This is a genomic window from Dehalococcoidia bacterium (assembly GCA_041653995.1).
In the GTDB taxonomy this organism is placed as follows: domain Bacteria; phylum Chloroflexota; class Dehalococcoidia; order GIF9; family UBA5629; genus CAIMUM01.
Window position 1 is genome coordinate 284406 of record JBAZEK010000002.1, and the last position, 18653, is coordinate 303058.

General features: G+C 57.1%; 18 protein-coding genes. 13 read left to right on the forward strand and 5 right to left on the reverse strand.

Annotated elements, in window-relative coordinates; genetic code table 11:
* Positions 1–170 precede the first annotated feature (170 nt).
* From WC359_07520 to WC359_07545, 6 genes are all read left to right on the forward strand, one after another.
* Positions 171–1508 (forward strand): MFS transporter, encoded by a 1338-nt coding sequence (locus WC359_07520; protein MFA5400270.1) that lies wholly within the window; start codon positions 171–173, stop codon positions 1506–1508.
* A gap of 50 nt (positions 1509–1558) precedes the next feature.
* On the forward strand, positions 1559–2338 hold the full coding sequence (locus tag WC359_07525) for an enoyl-CoA hydratase/isomerase family protein (GenBank protein MFA5400271.1): 780 nt from the start codon (positions 1559–1561) through the stop codon (positions 2336–2338).
* Between the two features lie 179 nt (positions 2339–2517).
* On the forward strand, positions 2518–3297 hold the full coding sequence (locus WC359_07530; protein MFA5400272.1) for an enoyl-CoA hydratase/isomerase family protein: 780 nt from the start codon (positions 2518–2520) through the stop codon (positions 3295–3297).
* Positions 3298–3319: 22 nt separating this feature from the next.
* Positions 3320–3853, forward strand: a complete 534-nt coding sequence (locus WC359_07535; GenBank protein ID MFA5400273.1) for an epoxyqueuosine reductase QueH — start codon at positions 3320–3322, stop codon at positions 3851–3853.
* Positions 3850–4683 carry a hypothetical protein gene (locus WC359_07540; protein ID MFA5400274.1) on the forward strand — a complete coding sequence of 278 codons (834 nt, stop codon included), beginning with the start codon at positions 3850–3852 and terminating at the stop codon, positions 4681–4683. Before WC359_07535 ends, WC359_07540 begins: the two co-directional genes overlap by 4 nt.
* Positions 4684–4852: 169 nt before the next feature.
* The gene (locus WC359_07545) at positions 4853–5173 is read left to right on the forward strand and encodes a hypothetical protein (GenBank protein MFA5400275.1); all 321 of its coding nucleotides are present in this window, start codon (positions 4853–4855) and stop codon (positions 5171–5173) included.
* 24 nt (positions 5174–5197) lie between these two features.
* On the opposite strand, the gene WC359_07550 is transcribed toward WC359_07545, so the two are convergent.
* The 4 genes from WC359_07550 to WC359_07565 all read right to left on the reverse strand — a co-directional run bounded on the left by WC359_07550 (position 5198) and on the right by WC359_07565 (position 7620).
* A complete protein-coding gene (locus WC359_07550) occupies positions 5198–6259 on the reverse strand; it encodes a glycosyl hydrolase family 18 protein (GenBank protein MFA5400276.1) in 1062 nt (353 codons plus the stop codon).
* Positions 6260–6371: 112 nt separating this feature from the next.
* A complete protein-coding gene (locus WC359_07555) occupies positions 6372–6578 on the reverse strand; it encodes a DUF6485 family protein (protein MFA5400277.1) in 207 nt (68 codons plus the stop codon).
* A 20-nt stretch (positions 6579–6598) separates the two neighbouring features.
* Entirely contained in the window at positions 6599–7072 is a 474-nt protein-coding gene (locus WC359_07560) for a dCMP deaminase family protein (GenBank protein MFA5400278.1), read from the reverse strand.
* Between the two features lie 5 nt (positions 7073–7077).
* Positions 7078–7620, reverse strand: a complete 543-nt coding sequence (locus WC359_07565) for an AAA family ATPase (protein MFA5400279.1) — start codon at positions 7618–7620, stop codon at positions 7078–7080.
* A gap of 248 nt (positions 7621–7868) precedes the next feature.
* Between WC359_07565 and WC359_07570 the strand changes: the two genes are divergently transcribed.
* Positions 7869–8009, forward strand: a complete 141-nt coding sequence (locus WC359_07570; GenBank protein MFA5400280.1) for a DUF5679 domain-containing protein — start codon at positions 7869–7871, stop codon at positions 8007–8009.
* Positions 8010–8077: 68 nt separating this feature from the next.
* Here the strand turns inward: WC359_07570 and WC359_07575 are convergent, their stop codons facing one another.
* Positions 8078–9382 carry an MFS transporter gene (locus tag WC359_07575; protein ID MFA5400281.1) on the reverse strand — a complete coding sequence of 435 codons (1305 nt, stop codon included), beginning with the start codon at positions 9380–9382 and terminating at the stop codon, positions 8078–8080.
* Positions 9383–9505: 123 nt separating this feature from the next.
* Between WC359_07575 and WC359_07580 the strand changes: the two genes are divergently transcribed.
* From WC359_07580 to WC359_07605, 6 genes are all read left to right on the forward strand, one after another.
* Positions 9506–10183 carry a nitroreductase gene (locus WC359_07580; protein ID MFA5400282.1) on the forward strand — a complete coding sequence of 226 codons (678 nt, stop codon included), beginning with the start codon at positions 9506–9508 and terminating at the stop codon, positions 10181–10183.
* Positions 10184–10251: 68 nt separating this feature from the next.
* Positions 10252–12840 carry a penicillin acylase family protein gene (locus WC359_07585; GenBank protein ID MFA5400283.1) on the forward strand — a complete coding sequence of 863 codons (2589 nt, stop codon included), beginning with the start codon at positions 10252–10254 and terminating at the stop codon, positions 12838–12840.
* 205 nt (positions 12841–13045) lie between these two features.
* On the forward strand, positions 13046–15682 hold the full coding sequence (locus WC359_07590) for a penicillin acylase family protein (protein ID MFA5400284.1): 2637 nt from the start codon (positions 13046–13048) through the stop codon (positions 15680–15682).
* A gap of 94 nt (positions 15683–15776) precedes the next feature.
* Entirely contained in the window at positions 15777–16331 is a 555-nt protein-coding gene (locus tag WC359_07595; GenBank protein ID MFA5400285.1) for an NAD(P)H-dependent oxidoreductase, read from the forward strand.
* Positions 16332–16366: 35 nt separating this feature from the next.
* Positions 16367–17626 (forward strand): aminotransferase class III-fold pyridoxal phosphate-dependent enzyme, encoded by a 1260-nt coding sequence (locus WC359_07600; GenBank protein MFA5400286.1) that lies wholly within the window; start codon positions 16367–16369, stop codon positions 17624–17626.
* A 21-nt stretch (positions 17627–17647) separates the two neighbouring features.
* Positions 17648–18613: a DUF6206 family protein gene (locus WC359_07605; protein MFA5400287.1), complete on the forward strand. Its 966-nt coding sequence runs from the start codon at positions 17648–17650 to the stop codon at positions 18611–18613.
* The last annotated feature ends 40 nt before the right edge of the window (positions 18614–18653 follow it).

Here is an 18653-nt window from a genome sequence, read left to right on the forward strand (position 1 = left end):
ATTTAGCACTGCGGGCAACCAGCGCCATCCGCCATTATGCTTAACCTGCAATTGCGCTTTTGCGCATCTTTCCATACGCCGCAATGCTGAGGGGACTGTCGTTATCCCGGGCCGCTGTTGGTGATATAATTGCTCTTCAGGTCGGCGAAGGCTATGCGGAGATACGTCCCATGTCTGTAAAAAGCGAGGCTGCCGGTTTTTACGGCTGGTGGCTGCTTCCCATCCTCTGCCTGGTATACTCCATCCCCATCGGCTTCGCGCTTTACGGTCCGCCCGTCATCTATACCTTTATGGTGCAGGACCTGGGCTGGCAGCGCGGAGAGGTAAATGTCGGCTACTCCATCATCGGCATCATGCTGGGCATGGGCGCGCTGGTTATACCATGGCTGATCAACCGTTTCGGCCCGAGAAAGACACTGGCCATCGGCGGCGTGGTCATCACTGTATTCTGCGTGTTGATGGCATGGATGGCGCAGATCTGTGTAACCATCTTCGGGCATTCTTACCCTGTCGTATACTGGGTCATTTGTTTCTTCGTGGGCCTGGGGCTCTCCTTCAGCTCCGTGGTACCGGTGCAGGCGCTGGTGCTTCTGTGGTTCAATGTGCACAGGGCGCTGGCTCTGGGGCTGGTGCTGGGTGGAGGCGCCATCGGCGGCTTCATCTACCCCCAGATCGTAAGCAACTGCATCGTCAGCTTCGGCAATGACTGGCGCGTGGGCTGGTACGTCATAGCGCTGGCCTGCCTGGCCGGCGCCGTCATAGCCCTGATCGCGGTGCGCAACCGTCCCGAGGACCTGGGCCAGCATCCGGACGGCTTATCTCCCCAGGCGGAGCAGACGGCCGTTGCCCATGCCAGGCACCGGATGGTCAAGACCTACCGCACCCCGATTAACTGGAATTTCCGGGACGCCGTCAGGACACGCGCTCTCTGGCTGATCGTGGGCGCCACGGGCCTGATCTATTTCCTCTGGCAGGCCGTGCTGACGCAGACCCCCGCCCATATGCTTGACCGCGGCTTCTTGCCCACCGACCCGCAGCTCATATTCCACCCTGCCTTTATCTACGGGCTGATACTGGCCTGCAGCATCATCGGGCGGCTGAGCATATCGTTTCTGGGCGAGAAAATAGAGACACGATATCTGATAGCCATCGCCGGTTTCTCTCTGCTGGTGGGCGGCGTGCTTTTCACCATCGCATCGAAAGATACCCTGTGGGCCGTATATATTTTCCCGCTGCTGTCGGGATTCGGCTTCGGGGCGGCCTATGTGGCAACGCCTCTTATAGTGGGCAATTACTTTGGCGCGGCACATTTCCCCAGCATCAGCAGGATCACCAACCCGGTCAACTCGATCTTCCAGTTCATGTCGCCGGCCTTCGCCGGCTTCATGTTCGATATCTACGGCAACTACGATGCGGCCATGCTCATCGGCTGCGTGGGCGGTCTGATCGGCGTGGTCCTCATACTCTTCTGCACTCCACCCAAACCGCACAAAGGCGCATCCCGCTGAAAACCGGCTGCGCTCACAGATTATAAAGAAATAATAAAAAGGAGACGGAAATGCAATTCAAGACAGTTGCCCACAGCGAAAAGGACGGCATCCTCAGCGTAAAATTAAACAGGCCCGAGAAGAGGAACGCCATGAACTTCGATCTGATCAAAGAGGTTCAGCAGTGCTTCGCCGAGGTGGCGACCGGGGCCTCAGTGGAGGTCGTGCTGCTGTCAGGCGAGGGGAAGTGTTTCTCCGGCGGCACCGACCTGAACTCATTCCAGGTGGGGATGAGCGCCGCGGACCTCCGCCGGGGCGTACGCATGTTCCAGGCCATGTTCAACGAGATAGAGCTGCTGGAGAAGCCGGTTATCGCCCTCATCCATAACTACTGTTTCGGCGGAGCGCTGGAGATGGCGCTGGCCTGCGATCTGAGGATCTGCACCCCCGAAGCCACCTTCAACATACCCGAGGTGAACATGGGCATGGTGCCGGACGGCGGCGGCAGCCAGCGTCTCTCCCGCGTGGTGGGCGTGGGACGGGCCAAGGAGCTGATATTGACCGGCAAGACTATTGGCGCCGATAAGGCCGAGCGCTGGGGGCTGGTCAACGAGATCGTCAAATTCGAGGACCTGGAGAAAACAGGCGTCGCCTGGGCCAAAGAGATCATGGCCAACGGCATGGTCAGCGTGGGGCTGGCCAAGCGCAACGTCGACATGAGCTACAACATGAGCATACATGATGCGCTGGAATGCGCGGGCATGGCGCAGAGCCTGGCGATGTCCGATCCCAACTTTATCAAAAGGGTCGAGCAGCGCTTCCTCGACAGGGTGAAGAGTAAAAAGGCCTGATAAACCGGTTGCGACACAGTGTGTCCGGTCTCCTTACCAAGCCGGCATCGGTCCGGCGAATAGCTGTCCGACGACGGATATGTGCTTGACATTCCGTGGCTGCGACAGCTATTTTAATTAGGGTTGTTGTTCGGCACCGGATGACATCAGTCCCACAATAATTTTAAGGAGATCGCATCATGCAATTCGAGACTCTTGCCTACACCGAAAAGGACGGCATTCTCCACGTAAAACTGAACAGGCCTGATAAAAGGAACGCCATCAACCCCCAGATGTTCTGGGACATCGAGAAATGCTTCGCAGAGGTGGCGTCGCGTCCCAGCGTAGGAGCCGTGCTGCTCTCGGGCGAAGGCAAGGGATTCTCGGCCGGCACGGACCTGACCGCCTTCCAGGCCGGCGGAAGCCAGCAGGATATCCGCAGGTTCGTGAGGATGGCACAGCGGGCTTACAACGAGATCGAATACCTCGAGAAGGCGGTCATCGCGCTGATCCACAACTTCTGCCTGGGCATCGCCTGCGAGATGGCTCTGGCCTGCGACCTGAGGATCTGCAGCCCCGAGGCTACGTTCTGTATACCCGAGGTAGTGATGGGACTGGTGCCCGACGACGGCGCCAGCCAGCGTTTGCCTCGCATGGTGGGAGTGGGCAGGGCCAAGGAACTGATACTGACCGGCAAGACTATTGGTGCTGAAAAAGCGGAGAGGTGGGGCATGGTCAACGAGGTGGTCAAACAGGAGGACCTGGAGAAAACCGGCATCGCCTGGGCCAAACAAATCGCGAGCAACGGCCCCATCGGCGTTGGCCTGGCCAAGCGCAACATCGATATGAGCATGAACATGAGCGTGGCCGACGGTCTGGAATGCGCCGGCATGGCGCAGAGCCTGGGCTTCTCCGATCCCGAGTTTATCACCAGGATCCAGAAGCGGCTGGAGGAGAGGACCAAAGGCAAGAAGTCCTGAGGCACGCGTCAGCGTTAAACCGATGAATGTTGTACTGCATATCTGTTGCGGCGTCTGCGCGGCGGGCGCCGCCGATGTGCTTTTAAACGAGGGCCATCAGGTCACCGGCTATTTCTATAATCCCAATATCTACCCCGAAGAGGAGTACCGCCGCAGGCTGGAGGCAGTGCAGCGAGTTGCCGATAAGCTCCAATTCACGCTGGCGGCCGGGCCTTACGACTTCGAGACCTGGAACAAGCTAACGGCGGGGATGGGAGATGAGCCCGAGGGAGGTTCGCGCTGCTCCGTCTGCTACCGGCTGCGCCTCGCAAAGGCCTTCGATTTCATGCGGGAAAGAGGGGCGGATGCCTTCACCTCTACCTTAACCATCAGCCCGCATAAACAGGCGGCGGAGATCAACCGCATCGGGAAAGAGATAGGCGGAGACAGGTATATGGCGAGGGACTTCAAGAAGAAGGATGGTTTCAAGAGGTCGATGGAGATGGCGAGGAGCTGGGGGCTTTACCGACAGAACTACTGCGGGTGCATCTACAGCCTGCGGGAGTCATGCAAATGAGCAGACCATTTGCGCCGGCCTTATTAGCGGCTGCCCTCATATTGGCTCTTGTTATCCCGGCCTGCCAGGGCAACACGCAGCAGTTGCCCTACAACGGCACGTACGGATTCAGGGTGGTGCTCAAGAATAATCCCGCCGCCGTGGATCCTACCTGGGACCAGCTTGTGGCCTTCTTGAAAGCGGACAGGACGGACGAGATGGAGTATGTTGACGAGGATTTCATGTGCGGGGCATTTGCCCAGGACGTGCACAACAACGCGGAGAAGGCGGGCATACGGGCGGCCTGGGTGGGCGTAGACCTGGCCGGCCGGCCCATCGGACATGCTGTGAACGCCTTCAACACCACCGACCGCGGCCTGGTTTTCACAGATTCCACAGGCCAGACCGCTGAAGAACATCTAATGGATCTGCACAAACTGGAGGCTGAAGCGGACGGCGGCGTATCCGTTACCGAAGGGGACCGTGTGGCTTACGTTGAGAAGGGCAAAGAGCTCGGCTTCATCAGCCTGAGTGTCAATCCGTCTCCGGACTATGCATACTACGAGAGCTACAGGGTAAAAAGCGGTGAATTCGAGGCCAAGCTGGCCGGCTTTAACAAAAAGGTCGAGGCCTATAACAGCGAGGTGGAGGAATACAACCGGTGGGTAAGCGGGACCACATTCATAGCCGGCAGCAGCGAGGCCCGCCGTGCCGGCGAATGGAAAGGGCAGCTCCAGATGTCGCTATACCTGCTGAAATCGCAAGAGGCAGGTCTGGACAAGGAGAAAGCCGGGCTTGGGCCAATCTGGGAGCCAATGGGCATCGTGTCGAATATCGATGTCAGGTGGTAGTTTACTTAAGCCTGAAGTCGATTTAAGGAGGTATTATCCCGTGAAAAGATGGAATTATATTTGTCGGTGTCTCCACAAATCTTCTCACGCGGCCCTTATTTTCATGTTTGCGGCTGTTATTATATTAACAGGAGGAGCAGCGTGTAACAATGGCTCGCAGATCCAGTCCGTGGGAATTATATCGGTGACGGGACCCATCCCGCCGATTACACCGGGCGGTCCGACGGTGGAGATCACCCTTAAAAATGTGTCCACCGAGCCCATAACGAGCTTAACGGCCACCCTGGTAGCGGGCAGGTCCTTCGATTTCAGCTTCGATGTTTCTCCCTCGGCGCCATTGATGCCCGGCGCAAGCATCAGCCGGAAATTCACCATGATCGGTGGGGGATTCAGCGATGATGCCCTGTATCCGTTGACGATAAAAGCGACCCTGCAGAGCGGGGCCACAGCCGTTTATACACAGCAGGTGCAGATTAAGGCGCCCCTGTGACGGCGGGGCTGATTGCTCGATCGACTAACGCCGGTTGAACTTCTGTTTTATTACACTCCATATCTCCGCATCGGACCCTTCATAGCCCAGCGCCCAGAAACCCGGGCCGGCAAGCTGCGCAGAATTAATATAGTCAAATTTCAAGCCCAGCGATTCTTCATCATCGTACCAGCATTGATGCCACACATCCTGAGATTGGTACTTATACCAGGGTGTATGTGTGTCGGAATCCCAGAGTCTTCCGTACATTTTGGCATTGGCAATGGCCGAATTCATATAAACAATAGCTCCTTCTCCAGTAGTGCGTGCCGCAGGTTCACCCGACGTGCAGGGCCAATCATAACCATAGAAGGGCAATCCCAGGATTATCATATTTGAAGGATAATATTTCTTAAGTGTGTCTACAGAGTCGCCAACACTCAGCTGGTTCGGATCGTTATAAGGAGAAATAGCTCCTGTTACCGGGCTTGTTGACCAGTGGTACTCATACCCCATGAGGATCACGGCATCCGTATATTTTGACAAAGCACTGTTCCGGTACACTTTTTCTACATTACCCAGTACGCAAAACGATATATGGTAGTCGCTGTTTATACCCTTAAGGGTATCGTGCAATTTCATCATGAAGCTCTGCATTAAATCTGTATTGGAGCCATGAGTTAACGAATTACTATCTCTCACAGCTTCGAAGTCTATGCAGACACCGTCGGCGCCAAGGTCTTGCAGTTTTCGCGCCATATTATTTACCAGCTCATCTCTATGATAGGCGAGTATCTCATCCTGAGTGTCCTGGTCAAAACAGGTGAGGGCCAGAGGGACCTTTATCTTTTGTGAATGGGCGGCATCCCTGACAATGTAGTATTCTGCTTCGATATTGTCCTTATTTAATGTTCCGTCGGCATTAGCATCCAGAGAGAAATAACAGACGTAATCCAGGCAATTCCAGTCTGGTTGATATGCATAAGGATGCATCCAGTAGGGCCAGAAACCATACGTGAGCCTGGTCGCAGGAAAAATGGTGAAAGGCCGGCAACTCGCACCAGAGTTAGAGGGATTAGTTCCGATACAGCCCGGCAGTATTAACATCACTGTCAAAACTGCACAGACAATAGCGTATACTGACCTTCTACTCACCAGGTCATGATATAACATCTTGCCCGGTTTCAAAAACCAGGTAGATTAAAGTTCTCAATAAACCTCAGCGCTGCTTTTTCCCGTGGAGAGAAATGAACCGCTCTATTGACCGGTCATAGGTGCGCTCTATCTCAGGCGGGAAGTAGCAGGCGGGCAATTCGCCGGCTTCCCTGTGGTAAACGATACATTCGCAGCAGATGCCCTTGCGGGAGCACGGCTCATACGTGCAATTACAAATAGTCTTGTTGTTGCTTATCTTGCACTCGCGCATTTTATCCACCTGACCTTAATTTAATCGAGGGGCGTGATGCTAAAAGACGGCCTGGGCTTCAGGTCGTACCCGATGCCGGCCTCCTTGAACAGCTCCAGAAAGGCATCGTCAGCATACTTGCCGAAGGTGACGAAGCGCTTGATACGCGCGTTGGCCAGCATCTTGGCGCAGAGTATACAGGGGGAATGCGTGCAGTAAATGGTCGAGCCCTCCAGGCTGACGCCGTGCAGCGACGCCTGGATGATGGCGTTCTGCTCGGCATGTATGCCCCTGCAGATTTCATGCCTGGTACCCGATGGGATATTCAGCTCGTCCCTCAGGCAACCCAGCTCCAAACAATCTTTAACCCCGGCGGCGGCGCCGTTATAACCGGTGGAAAGTATGTGCTTGTTCTTGACGGTGACGGCCCCCACGTGATGGCGCCGGCAGGTAGCCCTCTCGGCTACCACGGCGGCTATCTTAAGGAAATACTCATCCAGCGACGGCCTTTCGATCTCTTTCACTTGAGCACCTGTACTATTTTATCAGCCTGTTCCACCAACGTTTGCAGTGTACCATTATTTACGATGGTGTAATCGGCCATGGCGATGGGACCGCCCTTGTTCACGTTCTCTATCTCGGCGTAGTCACGCGACCCGGCCTGATCCGCTGTGAGAGGCCGCACCGCCCTGCCTTTCAGCCTGGCGTAACGGATGTCGGGCGAGGACCAGACGGCTACTATGCGCAATCTGCCGCCCAGCCTGTCCTTGAGGTACTTGTACTCCTCCCAGGAGTACAGGCCGTCTATCACGACATTGGACTTCTGCAAGGCATCCTCGATGCGCGGCAGGTTGAGTATGGCATAGGCCGCCATGCCGTGCTTTTTCCTCAGGTCCTCCCTGGCCTGCCTTTCATTCTCCTCGTCAAGCTTGAGGCCCCTTTTACGCACCTCCTCATCCGTGATATCTCCAAACCTGACAGTGACAAAGCCGTGCCTGTGAAAGACACGGGCTACCTCCGATTTCCCGGAGCCCGGCATGCCGACCAGCGCTACTACATTCACTCAAACACCATCAACTATAAAATCGCGGGTGCACAATTATAGTGAAAAAGCGCTTGCGCTGGCAAAGCGCGACGGCATGCAGGACTATTGTACTATAACCGCCCGTATGATTTTCATGACATTTTCAGCTATTTTTACGATCAGCGACGAGAATTTTTGGGTTTTATAGCTAATTAAGTATCTTCCCCCACTTGACAAGCTTCAAACAATCCTCTATGCTAAGTTCAAATCACATAGGAGGTACATTGATGGACGCTTATTGCATGAAATGCAGAGCCAAGAGGGAAATGAAGAACGCCAAGGCCATTAAAATGAAGAATGGCAAACCGGCAACCCAGGGTGTCTGCGCCAAATGCGGCACCAAGATGTTCCGCATCGGCAAAGCCTAAACATCGTATAAGCTGACATTCGCAACCATAGGCAGCTTTAAAGCTGCCTATGGTTATTTGTTTTTTGATCATTTATCCGGCATCAATCCTTTCTTGACGTAAGCCCGGTGCACCATATCTTTGACAGACGAGAATTTGCGCGCAAATATCATGCCCCCGGTAAGGACACAAACCCCTCCAATAAGAAGAGTATAGGGCGCGCCGATTACATCGGCCAGCCCTCCATAGAGCAGGCTGCCGAAGGGGGCCAGCCCCATGAACGACATGACAAAGATGCTCATGACGCGTCCCCGCTTATCGTCATCGGCAATCGTCTGGAGGATGGTGTTGCTGGCTGCCAGCTGCACCACCATGCCGAAGCCGGTTACCGCCATAAACAGCATGGAAAGCACCACCAGACGGGAAAAGGAAAAACATATCAGGCCGACGCCGAAGCTGCAGGATGATAGCACTATAATCTTATCGAGGCCGAACACATTCTTACGCGAGGCCAGATAGATCGCGCCCGCCAGGGCGCCCACCCCTGCTGCCGCCATCAGGAAACCCAGCGTATTGGCCCCTCCCTGCAATATCTCCCCGGCGAACACAGGCATAAGCACAGGATAGGGCATGGCCACCAGTGCGGAGAAGGCCAGCAATATTATGATGTATTTCACGGGCGGAAAGCCGAAGGCGTAATTCGCGCCGTCCTTCATGCCGCTGAAGAAATCCCCCTTTGCTACCCTGGCCGGGGTCGGCGCCATCCGCATGGCCAGCAGGCAGGCGATGACCGCGATGAAGCTGATACCGTTTATCAGGAAACAGAGACCTTCGCCCACCAGCGCCACCAGCACTCCGGCTATGGATGGCCCGATCAGCCTGGCGGCATTAAACAGGGAGGAGTTGAGGGCGATGGCGTTGCCCAGGTCCTCGCGGTTGTACACCATATCCAAAACGAAAGACTGGCGGGTGGGCATGTCGAAGGCATTGATCAGCCCCAGCGCTATGCTCAGCAGGATCAGGTTCCAGACCGCAGCCGATCCCGTCAGTACGACCGCCGCCAGCGTTAAAGCCTGCAGCATGGCCAGCGCCTGCGTAACCACCAGTATACGATGGCGGTCCAGGCGATCGACCAATACCCCGGCAAAGGGTGTCAGCAGGAAGTTGCTGATCAGGCCCGAAAAGGCCACCACGCCCAGCAGCCAGGCGGAATTGGTCAGGCTGTACACCAGCCAGCTCATGGCCACCTGCTGCATCCACGTGCCGATCAGCGATATGCCCTGCCCGATGAAAAACAGCCGGTAGTTGCGGTAGCGCAACGCCCGGAAGACGCGCGCTATCCCGGTGGGATCGTTGGAAACGACCTCGGCAGTCGGACGGTTTGTGGCAGGCACGATATTCTATTTTAGTACAATCAGCGCCCCCGGCAGGAATTGTCCTTTCTATTGAATCCCCGGCCGGATTAGCGCTATCATGTATTGTCCGCTCCCGGCGACAAAAATCAGGAGGCTGCAGCTATGGATGTACTGGAAACTATTAACAGGAGACACTCCGCGCGGGCTTTCAAACCCGACCCCATCCCTCAGGACATTCTTAAGAAGATCGTCGAAGGGGCCCTGCGCGCCCCCTCCGCCTCCAACAGCCAGCCCTGGGAATTCGCCATCGTCAGCGGCGCGAAGCTGGATGAGATCAAGCAGGCCTTCATCGACAATTCCACAAAGATGCCCAACCTTGATGTCCCCATATCTTTACAGTACCCGGAGCCCTGGAAATCGCGGCGCCAGGCCGTCATGGCCGGCGTGCTGGAGAAGCTGGGTGTGGCGCGCGAGGACAAGCAGAAGCGCCTGGAATGGCAGATGTTCGGCTTCAGGCTGTGGGGCGCTCCGACCTGTATATATATCATGATCGACAGCGAGTTCCACCACGCGGACAACGGGACGAATATATGGAACATCTTCGACTGCGGACTTGTCGCCCAGAACATCATGCTGCTGGCCACCGCGCACGGGCTGAGCACAATTCCGGCCCTGATGCCCGTGCTCTACCCCGACGTGCTGCGCAGCATACTTGGCCTGTTGCCCTCCAAACTGATGGTGATGGGCATCCCCATCGGCTACGAGGATGATAAAAATCCAGCCAACAAGTTCCGCAGCAGCCGCGAGCCGTTTGAAAGGGTGGCCAGGTTCTACACTTAATTTCCACACAGTTGATTTAAACAGCCTGAACAGCTATCGCTTGATCCACAAAATATAAGGAGGTTGACGTGAAGAAAAAAGGCGGCGCCGGCAAGGCCGGCAAGATCGTATTGTTCGTTATCCTGGCCCTGATTGTGCTGCTGTTTGGAGGGGGCTTCATCTACTATCAATCGATTATTAACAGCCCGCAGCCGAAAATAGACGGCGAACTGCAGGCCAAAGGGCTGCGGGACAGCGTCGATATCATCCGCGACGACAGCGGCGTCCCGCATATCTACGCCAAAAATATGCACGACCTCTACTTCGCGCAGGGTTACACGCAAGCGCAGGACCGCTGGTGGCAGATGGAGTTCTTCCGCAAGACCTGCGGCGGCCGCATCGAAGAGCTGACGGGCAAGAAGGCCGGCCTGGTCAATACCGATATATATCTCCGCTCGCTGGGCCTCTACGCTGTCTGCCAGAAGGAGTACGACTCCTGGACGCCGGAGCAGCGCGCCCCGCTGGACGCTTTCAGCGAGGGAGTCAACGCCTATATATCCGGCAGGAGCCCCGCGCAGCTGTCGGTGAACTACTCCATCCTGGGGTTGACCGGCGTGAAGTTTAAGGTCGACGCCTGGAGCCCGCTTGATACCCTCTCCTTCGCCAAGCTGATGGCCTGGGACCTGGGGCTCAGCCGCGATCCCGAGGTGATGCGCAGCAGGCTATATGATGTGATGGAAGCCGAAATGGCCGAGCAATGGCTGGTGCCGGCCTGGCCTCACGGCTACAAGCCCACCATATTGACGGACGATGATATCCAGGTTATCGAGGAATCGGCGGCGGTGATGTCGACCTCCGTCGACGTCGGTTCCCTGCCTGCCGCGCCGGGCAAAATCTACGAGGTGCTGGTCCCCGATCTCACTCAAATAACCGGCGGCTTGGAGGGCACGGGCAGCAACAGCTGGGTGGCCTCCGGCAACATGACCGCCGGCGGCAAGGCGCTGCTGGCCAACGACCCGCACCTGGGCATCGCCCAGCCTTCCATCTGGTACGAGGTGGGCCTGCACTGCCCGGACGACGGCACGGGGTATCCATTCGACGTCTCGGGCTTCACCTTCGCCGCCAATCCGGGGGTTGTCTGCGGTCACAATAACGACATCGCCTGGGGCACTACCAACGTCTACCCCGATGTCAACGACCAGTACATCATCCGGGTGAATCCGGATAATCCCCTCCAGTACGAATGGGACGGGAAATGGCGGGACATGACCGTCAGGGATGAGACGATCTCCTTCGGCGACGGTAAGCCGGCCATAACGGTCAAGGTCCGTGAGACCCACCTGGGCCCCATCACCAACGATAACAAATATGACGCCAAGACCGGCCAGACGGCCGGGTTCAACAATAAAGATCCACTGGCCCTGCACTGGACGGCGCTGGAGCCCAGCCGCATCTCGCTGGCCATCCTCGGGCTCAATACGGCCAGGAACTGGCAGGAGTTCCGCGATGCGCTACAATACTGGGACGTGCCTTCGCAAAGCCTGATCTACGCGGACACGCAGGGCAACATCGGCTACCAGATGCCCGGCAAAATACCCGTCCGCCCCGCCAACTACACGGGACAGCTGCCGGCGCCGGGCTGGACCAGCGAATACGAGTGGAAAGGCTACATACCCTACGACCTGATGCCACGCGCTTACAATCCGGCGCGTAACTACATAGTAGCGGCCAACCAGGAGGTCGCTCCCCCGCAATACTATGAGTTCCTCAATCAACAGCTGGGACCGGACGTGAACGCCAATTTCGGCAGCAAGTACAACAAATGGGTCTACGGCTATCGCAGCCAGCGCATCAACGAACTGATCAAACAGCTCGCCCCCAATCCGGTCGCCACGTATCAGACCATACAGGGTGATGTTAAATCCCTGCCCGCCGGCGAGGTATTGCCTTACCTGGCCGGGCTGAAGTTCGATGACCCGGAGTTGAGCGACGCCAGGGACTGGCTGCTCAAATGGGACCTACTCTGCAGCGAGGACAGTGCCCAGGCTGCGCTTTATAACGAATTCTGGATGCGCCTGATGCGCAACCTGTTCCAGGACCAGCTGGGAGACGCCGCCAAAACGGACGGCGTGGACAAGGAAATGTGGGCCGTCAACCTGTTGATGCAGAACCCCAACGACGCCTGGTGGGATAATGCTGCGACGGCCGATAAGAAGGAGACACGCGATGAGATACTGGCGCAATCGTTCAAGGAGGGCTATGCGGCCGCCGTGGCCGACATGGGCAAGGACCGCAGCCAGTGGAAGTGGGGAAAACTACATAAAGCGACCTTCGTCAGCAACCCGCTGGGCGCCAGCGGGATAGCTCCCATCGAGTCGCTGGTCAACCAGGGTCCTGTGCCTGTGGGAGGCAACACCGAGTGTGTCAACAACGAGATGTGGTATGTCAGCAAGGGAAATTTCAGCATCACACTCATCCCTTCCATGCGTCTGATAGTCGATATGTCGGACTTCGGCAAAAGCGTGAGCATGAACTCCACCGGCCAGGGCGGCAATCCGGGCAATCTCTGGTACGGCAGCATGATACCGCCGTGGGCCAGGGTCCAATACCATCCCATGCCATGGACCCGTGAACAGGTGGAGGCCGACGCGGCACACAGGCTTATGCTAAATCCGTAGCCTGCGAGGCAGAGCACCGGCCAGCTCCATTATCCGGCAACAGGTACAGAAAAGGTTCGACTGAGCCGCTCATTAAGGCGCGCCCGCCGTCATATTTGCACCGCTTTGACGGCAGGCGCGTTTTCAGAGTAATATCATGCAGGCAAAGGGATTGGACCTGCAAGCTTCGTCCCCGAAGTTGAAATAAGAGAGGAAGGAGGACACCTTGACTGATAATGAAAAGGAAACAACAACCCCTGAAAGCGTAGCTAAACCCCCCAAGAAGAAAAAAGGAGGCAAATCGAGTTTAATCACTGCCCTGGTCATACTGGGCATCATAGTCATACTGTGTGCCGGCGGCGCCGGCTATTTCAATTATATTAACAACGCGTCGCTGCCCAGGATAGACGGGAACATCAAGGTAAACGGCCTCTACGACAAGGTCGAAGTAATACGCGACAGCAGCGGCATACCGCATATTTATGCCAACAACATGCATGACCTCAATTTTGCTCAGGGTTATATCCAGGCGCAGGACCGCTGGTGGCAGATGGAGATGTTCCGGCACATTTGCGGCGGCCGCATAGAAGAGCTCACCGGGAAAAAGGCCAGCCTGGTCTCCACCGATATCTACCTGCGCACCCTGGGCTGGTACAAAGTGGCGGAAGAAGAATATGCCAGCTATACACCTGAGCAGCTCGCCCCGCTGGATGCCTTCGCAGCCGGTGTCAACGCCTATATATCCAAGCGCAGCCCCCAGGACCTCTCCGTCAATTACAGCATCCTGGGATTGACCGGCGTAAAGTTCAATATCGAGCCGTGGACCCCGATGGACACCCTGGCCTTCGGCAAGCTGATGTGCTACGACCTGGGCTACAGCGGCGACGAAGAGATACAGCGCTCCAAGCTTTACGCTGCGCTGGGCCAGGATACGGCCGACAAATGGCAGACGCCGCCCTGGGGTTACGGGGATAAGCCCACTATTATCCATGACGCGGACGTCCAGGTAATGGACAGGTCGACGGTACCGGCCGCCCCATCCGTCGACACTATGCCGGTGCCAGGAGAGCCCGTTTCATCCATACAGGCTTACGACGATCCGAGGCCGGACCTCAGCTGGGTGATGGGGCCGTCCGCAGGCATAGGCAGCAACAACTGGGTTGTTTCAGGCAACCTGACGCAGAGCGGCAAGGCGCTGCTGGCTAACGATCCTCACCTGGGCATTCAAATGCCCTCCATCTGGTATGAGATCGGCCTGCACTGCCCCGACGACGGGAAGGGCCGGCCGTATGACGTCGTGGGGTTTGCCTTCGCGCCCAGCCCGGGCGTCATCGTCGGACACAATAACAACATCTCCTGGGGCGTGACCAATGTCTACCCCGATGTTCACGACCACTATCAGATCAAGGTCAACCCTGATAACTCGCTGCAGTATGAGTGGAACGGCGCATGGCGCGACATGACCACACGCAACGAGGCCATCGATTTCGGCGACGGCTCATCGCCCATCACCATTAAAGTCAGGGAGACACACCTCGGCCCGATCATCAACGACAATAAATACGATGCCATGACCGGCCAGTTCTTCGGCTTCAACAACAAGGACCCGCTGGCCCTGCGCTGGACGGCCCTCGATCCCGGAACGCTGGTATCCGCGATATACGGCATCGACACGGCGAGCAACTGGACCGAGTTCCGCAACGCTCTCAGAAACTGGGATTGCCCCTCCCAGAACTTTGTCTACGCCGATAAGGAGGGCAACATCGGCTACCAGATGCCGAGCAAGGTGCCCATTCGAGATAAGAATCACAGCGGCCTGCTGCCCGTGCCGGGCTGGACCGACCAGTACGAGTGGAAGGGCTATATACCCTTCGACCTGCTGCCGCGCGCCTATAACCCGGAACGCGGTTACATCATCACGGCCAACCAGGCTGTCGCTCCCCCGTCGTACTACGATTTCCTGAAAAAACACCTCGATCCCAACCTCAACTATAACCTCGGCTACGAATGGAACTTCGGATACCGCGGCCAGCGCATCGAGCAGTTGATCAAAGCCCTGGCGCCGCACAGCATTGAGACCTTCCAGAAGATTCAGGGAGACAACAAGGTGCTGAGCGTGGGAGAGATCATGCCCTACCTGGCCAATGTCAAGTTCGAGGACCCGGCGCTGAAGGATGCCAAGAGCTGGCTGGTGCAATGGGACCAGAACTTCAACGCGGACAGCCCGCAGGCAGCCCTCTATGCCGAATTCTGGATGAAGCTGGTCAAGAACACGGTACAGGACCAGCTGGGCGATATCATTAAATCGGAAGGCGACGACAGGGACATGTGGGCCATCTATCAGCTGCTCAAGAATCCCGATGACCCCTGGTGGGACGCTGTGCTGACAACGGATATAAAGGAAACCCGCGATGAAATTCTGTCCAGGTCCTTCAAGGAAGGATACGACGCAACCGTAGCTGCGCTGGGACCCGACCGCAGCAAGTGGAAGTGGGGCGACCTGCATACGGCCACCTTCTCCAGCAACCCGCTGGGCGCCAGCGGTATCAAGCCGCTGGAATCGCTGGTCAACAGGGGCCCGTACCCGGCCGGCGGCAGCACCGACGCAGTAAACGCCTGCCGCTGGACCGTCGACAGCGGTAACTTCGAGATAAGCAGTATCCCCTCCATGCGCATGATCATCGACTGGAGCGACCTGAGTAATAGCGTCAGCATGAATGCCACGGGGCAGAGCGGCAACCCGGCCAGCGAATGGTACGACAACATGATCAAACCCTGGCTAAATATCAAATACCACCCCATGCTGTGGACCAAAGACCAGGTCAACAGCGGCGCCGCCTATAAACTGGTGCTGACACCTTGATAAATATGAACTGACGATCGATCACTTTTCCCTGCCGCAGGCTGCACCGGGAGAACAGCCTGCGGCAGGGAGTTCGCAATAACGGAGGCGGGAGATGGACACGCTAAATATCCTCGGGTTTGCAGGCAGCCTCAGACAGGGCTCTTACAACAAAGCTTTATTGAGGGCGGCTGGAGAATTGCTACCCCCCGGCGCCTCGATCGAGATATTCGACATCGAGGGCATACCCCCGTTCAATCAGGACCTGGAGGCGAGCCCGCCGCAAAGGGTGAAAGAGTTCAAGTCAAGGATCAGGGCATCCTCCGCTGTGCTGATCGCGACTCCCGAATATAACTTCTCGATGCCCGGCGTGCTCAAGAACGCTCTGGACTGGGCATCCAGGCCGCACGGGGACAGCGCCTGGCCGGGCAAACCACTCGCTATAATGAGCGCGTCCACCGGTATGCTGGGCGGATCGCGGGCACAGTACCACCTGAGGCAAACCCTGCTGTTCCTCGATGTGAGAGCGGTAACCAAACCAGAGGTCTTTGTAACATTCGCCGGCCAGAAATTTGATGAGACGGGCAGGCTCACGGACGGGACGACCAGGGCTGTGGTGGCCGACCTGCTCAAGGCACTGGTCAACCTTGCTTCGGGCGCCGCGCGCTGAGCCCCAATCCCTGTAACGCACTTGAGGAGGCCTGCATGAAATATATAGGGAAAGACAGCAAAGAAACCATCGTCCGGCGTTTCGCCGAATATGTATCGTCAGGCAAAGCCGAGACCTTCAAATCCTACGATATGGAGTTCATTTTCGGCCGGCGCGAAGGCCCCTACGTCTGGGACGCCGCCGGCGGCAAGCGGCTGATCAATTGCCACTGCAACGGCGGCGTTTTCAATCTGGGCCACCGCAATCCGCTGGTCATTAAAGCCCTGCAGAACAGCCTGAAGGAGCTCGACATCGGCAACCACCACCTGATCAGCGAACAGCGCGCGCTGCTGGGGGAGAAGCTGGCCGGCCTGATGCCCGGCGACATTTCCTGCACGGTATTCGGTGTGGGCGGCGGCGAGGCCATCGACGTGGCCATCAAGCTGGCCCGCGGATACACTGGTAAATACAAGATCGTTTCGGCGGTCGGCGGCTATCACGGACACACAGGCTTTGCGCTGGCCACCGGGGACGAGCAGTACCGTTCCCCCTTCGGCCCCAACCTGCCCGGCTTCCTGCAGGTCCCCTTCGATAACGTCGCGGCGCTGGAAAAGGCCGTGGACAATGAAACGGCCGCGGTCATCTTCGAGACGATACCCGCCACGCTCGGTATGCCTGTCCCATCCGGGGACTTCTTCAGGGAGGCCCGCCGGATCTGCTCGCACAAAGGGGCGCTGCTCATTATCGACGAGGTGCAGACCGGACTGGGGCGCACGGGAAAACTGTGGGGCATCGAGCATTTCGACGCCGTGCCCGACATCATCGTGATCGGCAAAGGGCTCTCGGGCGGTATCTACCCCTTGAGCGCAACCTGCTACCGCAAGGAGCTCTCCAGCTTTTTTCACAACAATCCTTTTATTCACGTTTCCACCTTCGGTGGCGCCGAGGTGGGCTGCCCGGTGGCCTCCGCCGTGCTTGATGAATCGTCCAGCCCGGCGTTCCTGGAGAACGTCAACAGGCTGGCGGCCGTTTTCAGGGACGGCTTCGTTGAGTTGAAAAAGAAGCACCCAAAGATACTTACCGGCCTGCGACAGCTCGGCCTGATGATGGGCATCGAGATGGTCAACGACGCCTGCGGGCCGATACTGACCAAGTCCTGCTACGACCACGGCATACTGGCCATCTACGCCAACAACGATAGGAGGGTATGCCAGCTGTTGCCGCCGCTGATCATCGATACGAAGGTAGCCCATCAGATTCTGGAAGGCGTGGACGGCGCGCTGGGCGATACGGCAGCCTTCCTTGGCCTGAAATAGATTATTTTATAGGAGGCCGACGTGCAGGTAGATATCGAGCTGCTGAAAGAATTCGAAAAGGGGCTGGATCCGGCACATCCCGAAAACAGCAGGATACCCGCCCGCGTGCTGGGATACGGAGAGATCAGCACCATCTTCGAAATACAGACGGAGACAACCAGAAACCTGGCCTGCAAGCGGATGCCCATCTTTAAAACCAGAGAAGAGGTCGCTGAATACGAGACGCTTTATAAAGACTACAACGAGGCGCTGGGAAAAGAGCTGGGCATCAACTTACCCCAGTGGGGCTTCGCCTCTTTTACCTCCGACGCCGGCAATATCATCGCTTTCGACATTCAGCGTAAGTTGAATCCCGATTCCATCGGCAACCGCGCCATCCACATACTGAACACCGATGGTGTCCGCACACTATTTGTGCTCGTGCTGCGCGAGCTGACGAAGGTATGGAAGTTCAATGCAGCCAACCCGGACCGGGCACTGGGGATAGACGGCCAGATATCTAACTGGTCCATCGCGGATTTCGACGCCGCCGCGCCGCGGGTGAGCGAGGAATCCGGACTGCTGTACTTCGATACCAGCACTCCCCTCATGAAAAAAGATGGCCGGGAGCGGCTGAACCCGGAGCTTTTCCTGCGCAGCGCGCCCTCGTTCCTGGTCTGGCTCATCCGCTGGCTCTTCCTGGAGGGGGTGATGACGCGCTATTACGATGCCCGTCTGGTTACCACCGACCTGATCGCAAATTTCTACAAGGAGCAGCGGCCCGAACTGGTGCCCGGCCTGGTGCAGGCTGCCAACGAATTCTACGCCACGGAGGGCGCCTCCCTGGGCGTCAAACCTCTCACGGAAAAGGAGATCAAGGCATATTACAAAGAGGACGCCATGATCTGGGTGCTCTTTCTGGCCTTCCGCCGCTTCGACCGCTGGCTGCACAGATATATTCTGCGCAAGCCCTACATCTATATACTGCCGGGCCATATTAAAAGATAGCCCGCTATATTGTATAATCATTGTCCTGGCGGCTGTCGCA

Bases quoted from the DNA above. Each gene is read 5' to 3' on its own strand.
- WC359_07520 (MFA5400270.1), top strand. From the start codon at position 171: ATGTCTGTAAAAAGCGAGGCTGCCGGTTTTTACGGCTGGTGGCTGCTT.
- WC359_07600 (MFA5400286.1), top strand. From the start codon at position 16,367: ATGAAATATATAGGGAAAGACAGCAAAGAAACCATCGTCCGGCGTTTC.
- WC359_07555 (MFA5400277.1), bottom strand. From the start codon at position 6,578: ATGCGCGAGTGCAAGATAAGCAACAACAAGACTATTTGTAATTGCACG.
- WC359_07595 (MFA5400285.1), top strand. From the start codon at position 15,777: ATGGACACGCTAAATATCCTCGGGTTTGCAGGCAGCCTCAGACAGGGC.
- WC359_07580 (MFA5400282.1), top strand. From the start codon at position 9,506: ATGGATGTACTGGAAACTATTAACAGGAGACACTCCGCGCGGGCTTTC.
- WC359_07530 (MFA5400272.1), top strand. From the start codon at position 2,518: ATGCAATTCGAGACTCTTGCCTACACCGAAAAGGACGGCATTCTCCAC.
- WC359_07570 (MFA5400280.1), top strand. From the start codon at position 7,869: ATGGACGCTTATTGCATGAAATGCAGAGCCAAGAGGGAAATGAAGAAC.
- WC359_07525 (MFA5400271.1), top strand. From the start codon at position 1,559: ATGCAATTCAAGACAGTTGCCCACAGCGAAAAGGACGGCATCCTCAGC.
- WC359_07550 (MFA5400276.1), bottom strand. From the start codon at position 6,259: ATGTTAATACTGCCGGGCTGTATCGGAACTAATCCCTCTAACTCTGGT.
- WC359_07540 (MFA5400274.1), top strand. From the start codon at position 3,850: ATGAGCAGACCATTTGCGCCGGCCTTATTAGCGGCTGCCCTCATATTG.
- WC359_07535 (MFA5400273.1), top strand. From the start codon at position 3,320: ATGAATGTTGTACTGCATATCTGTTGCGGCGTCTGCGCGGCGGGCGCC.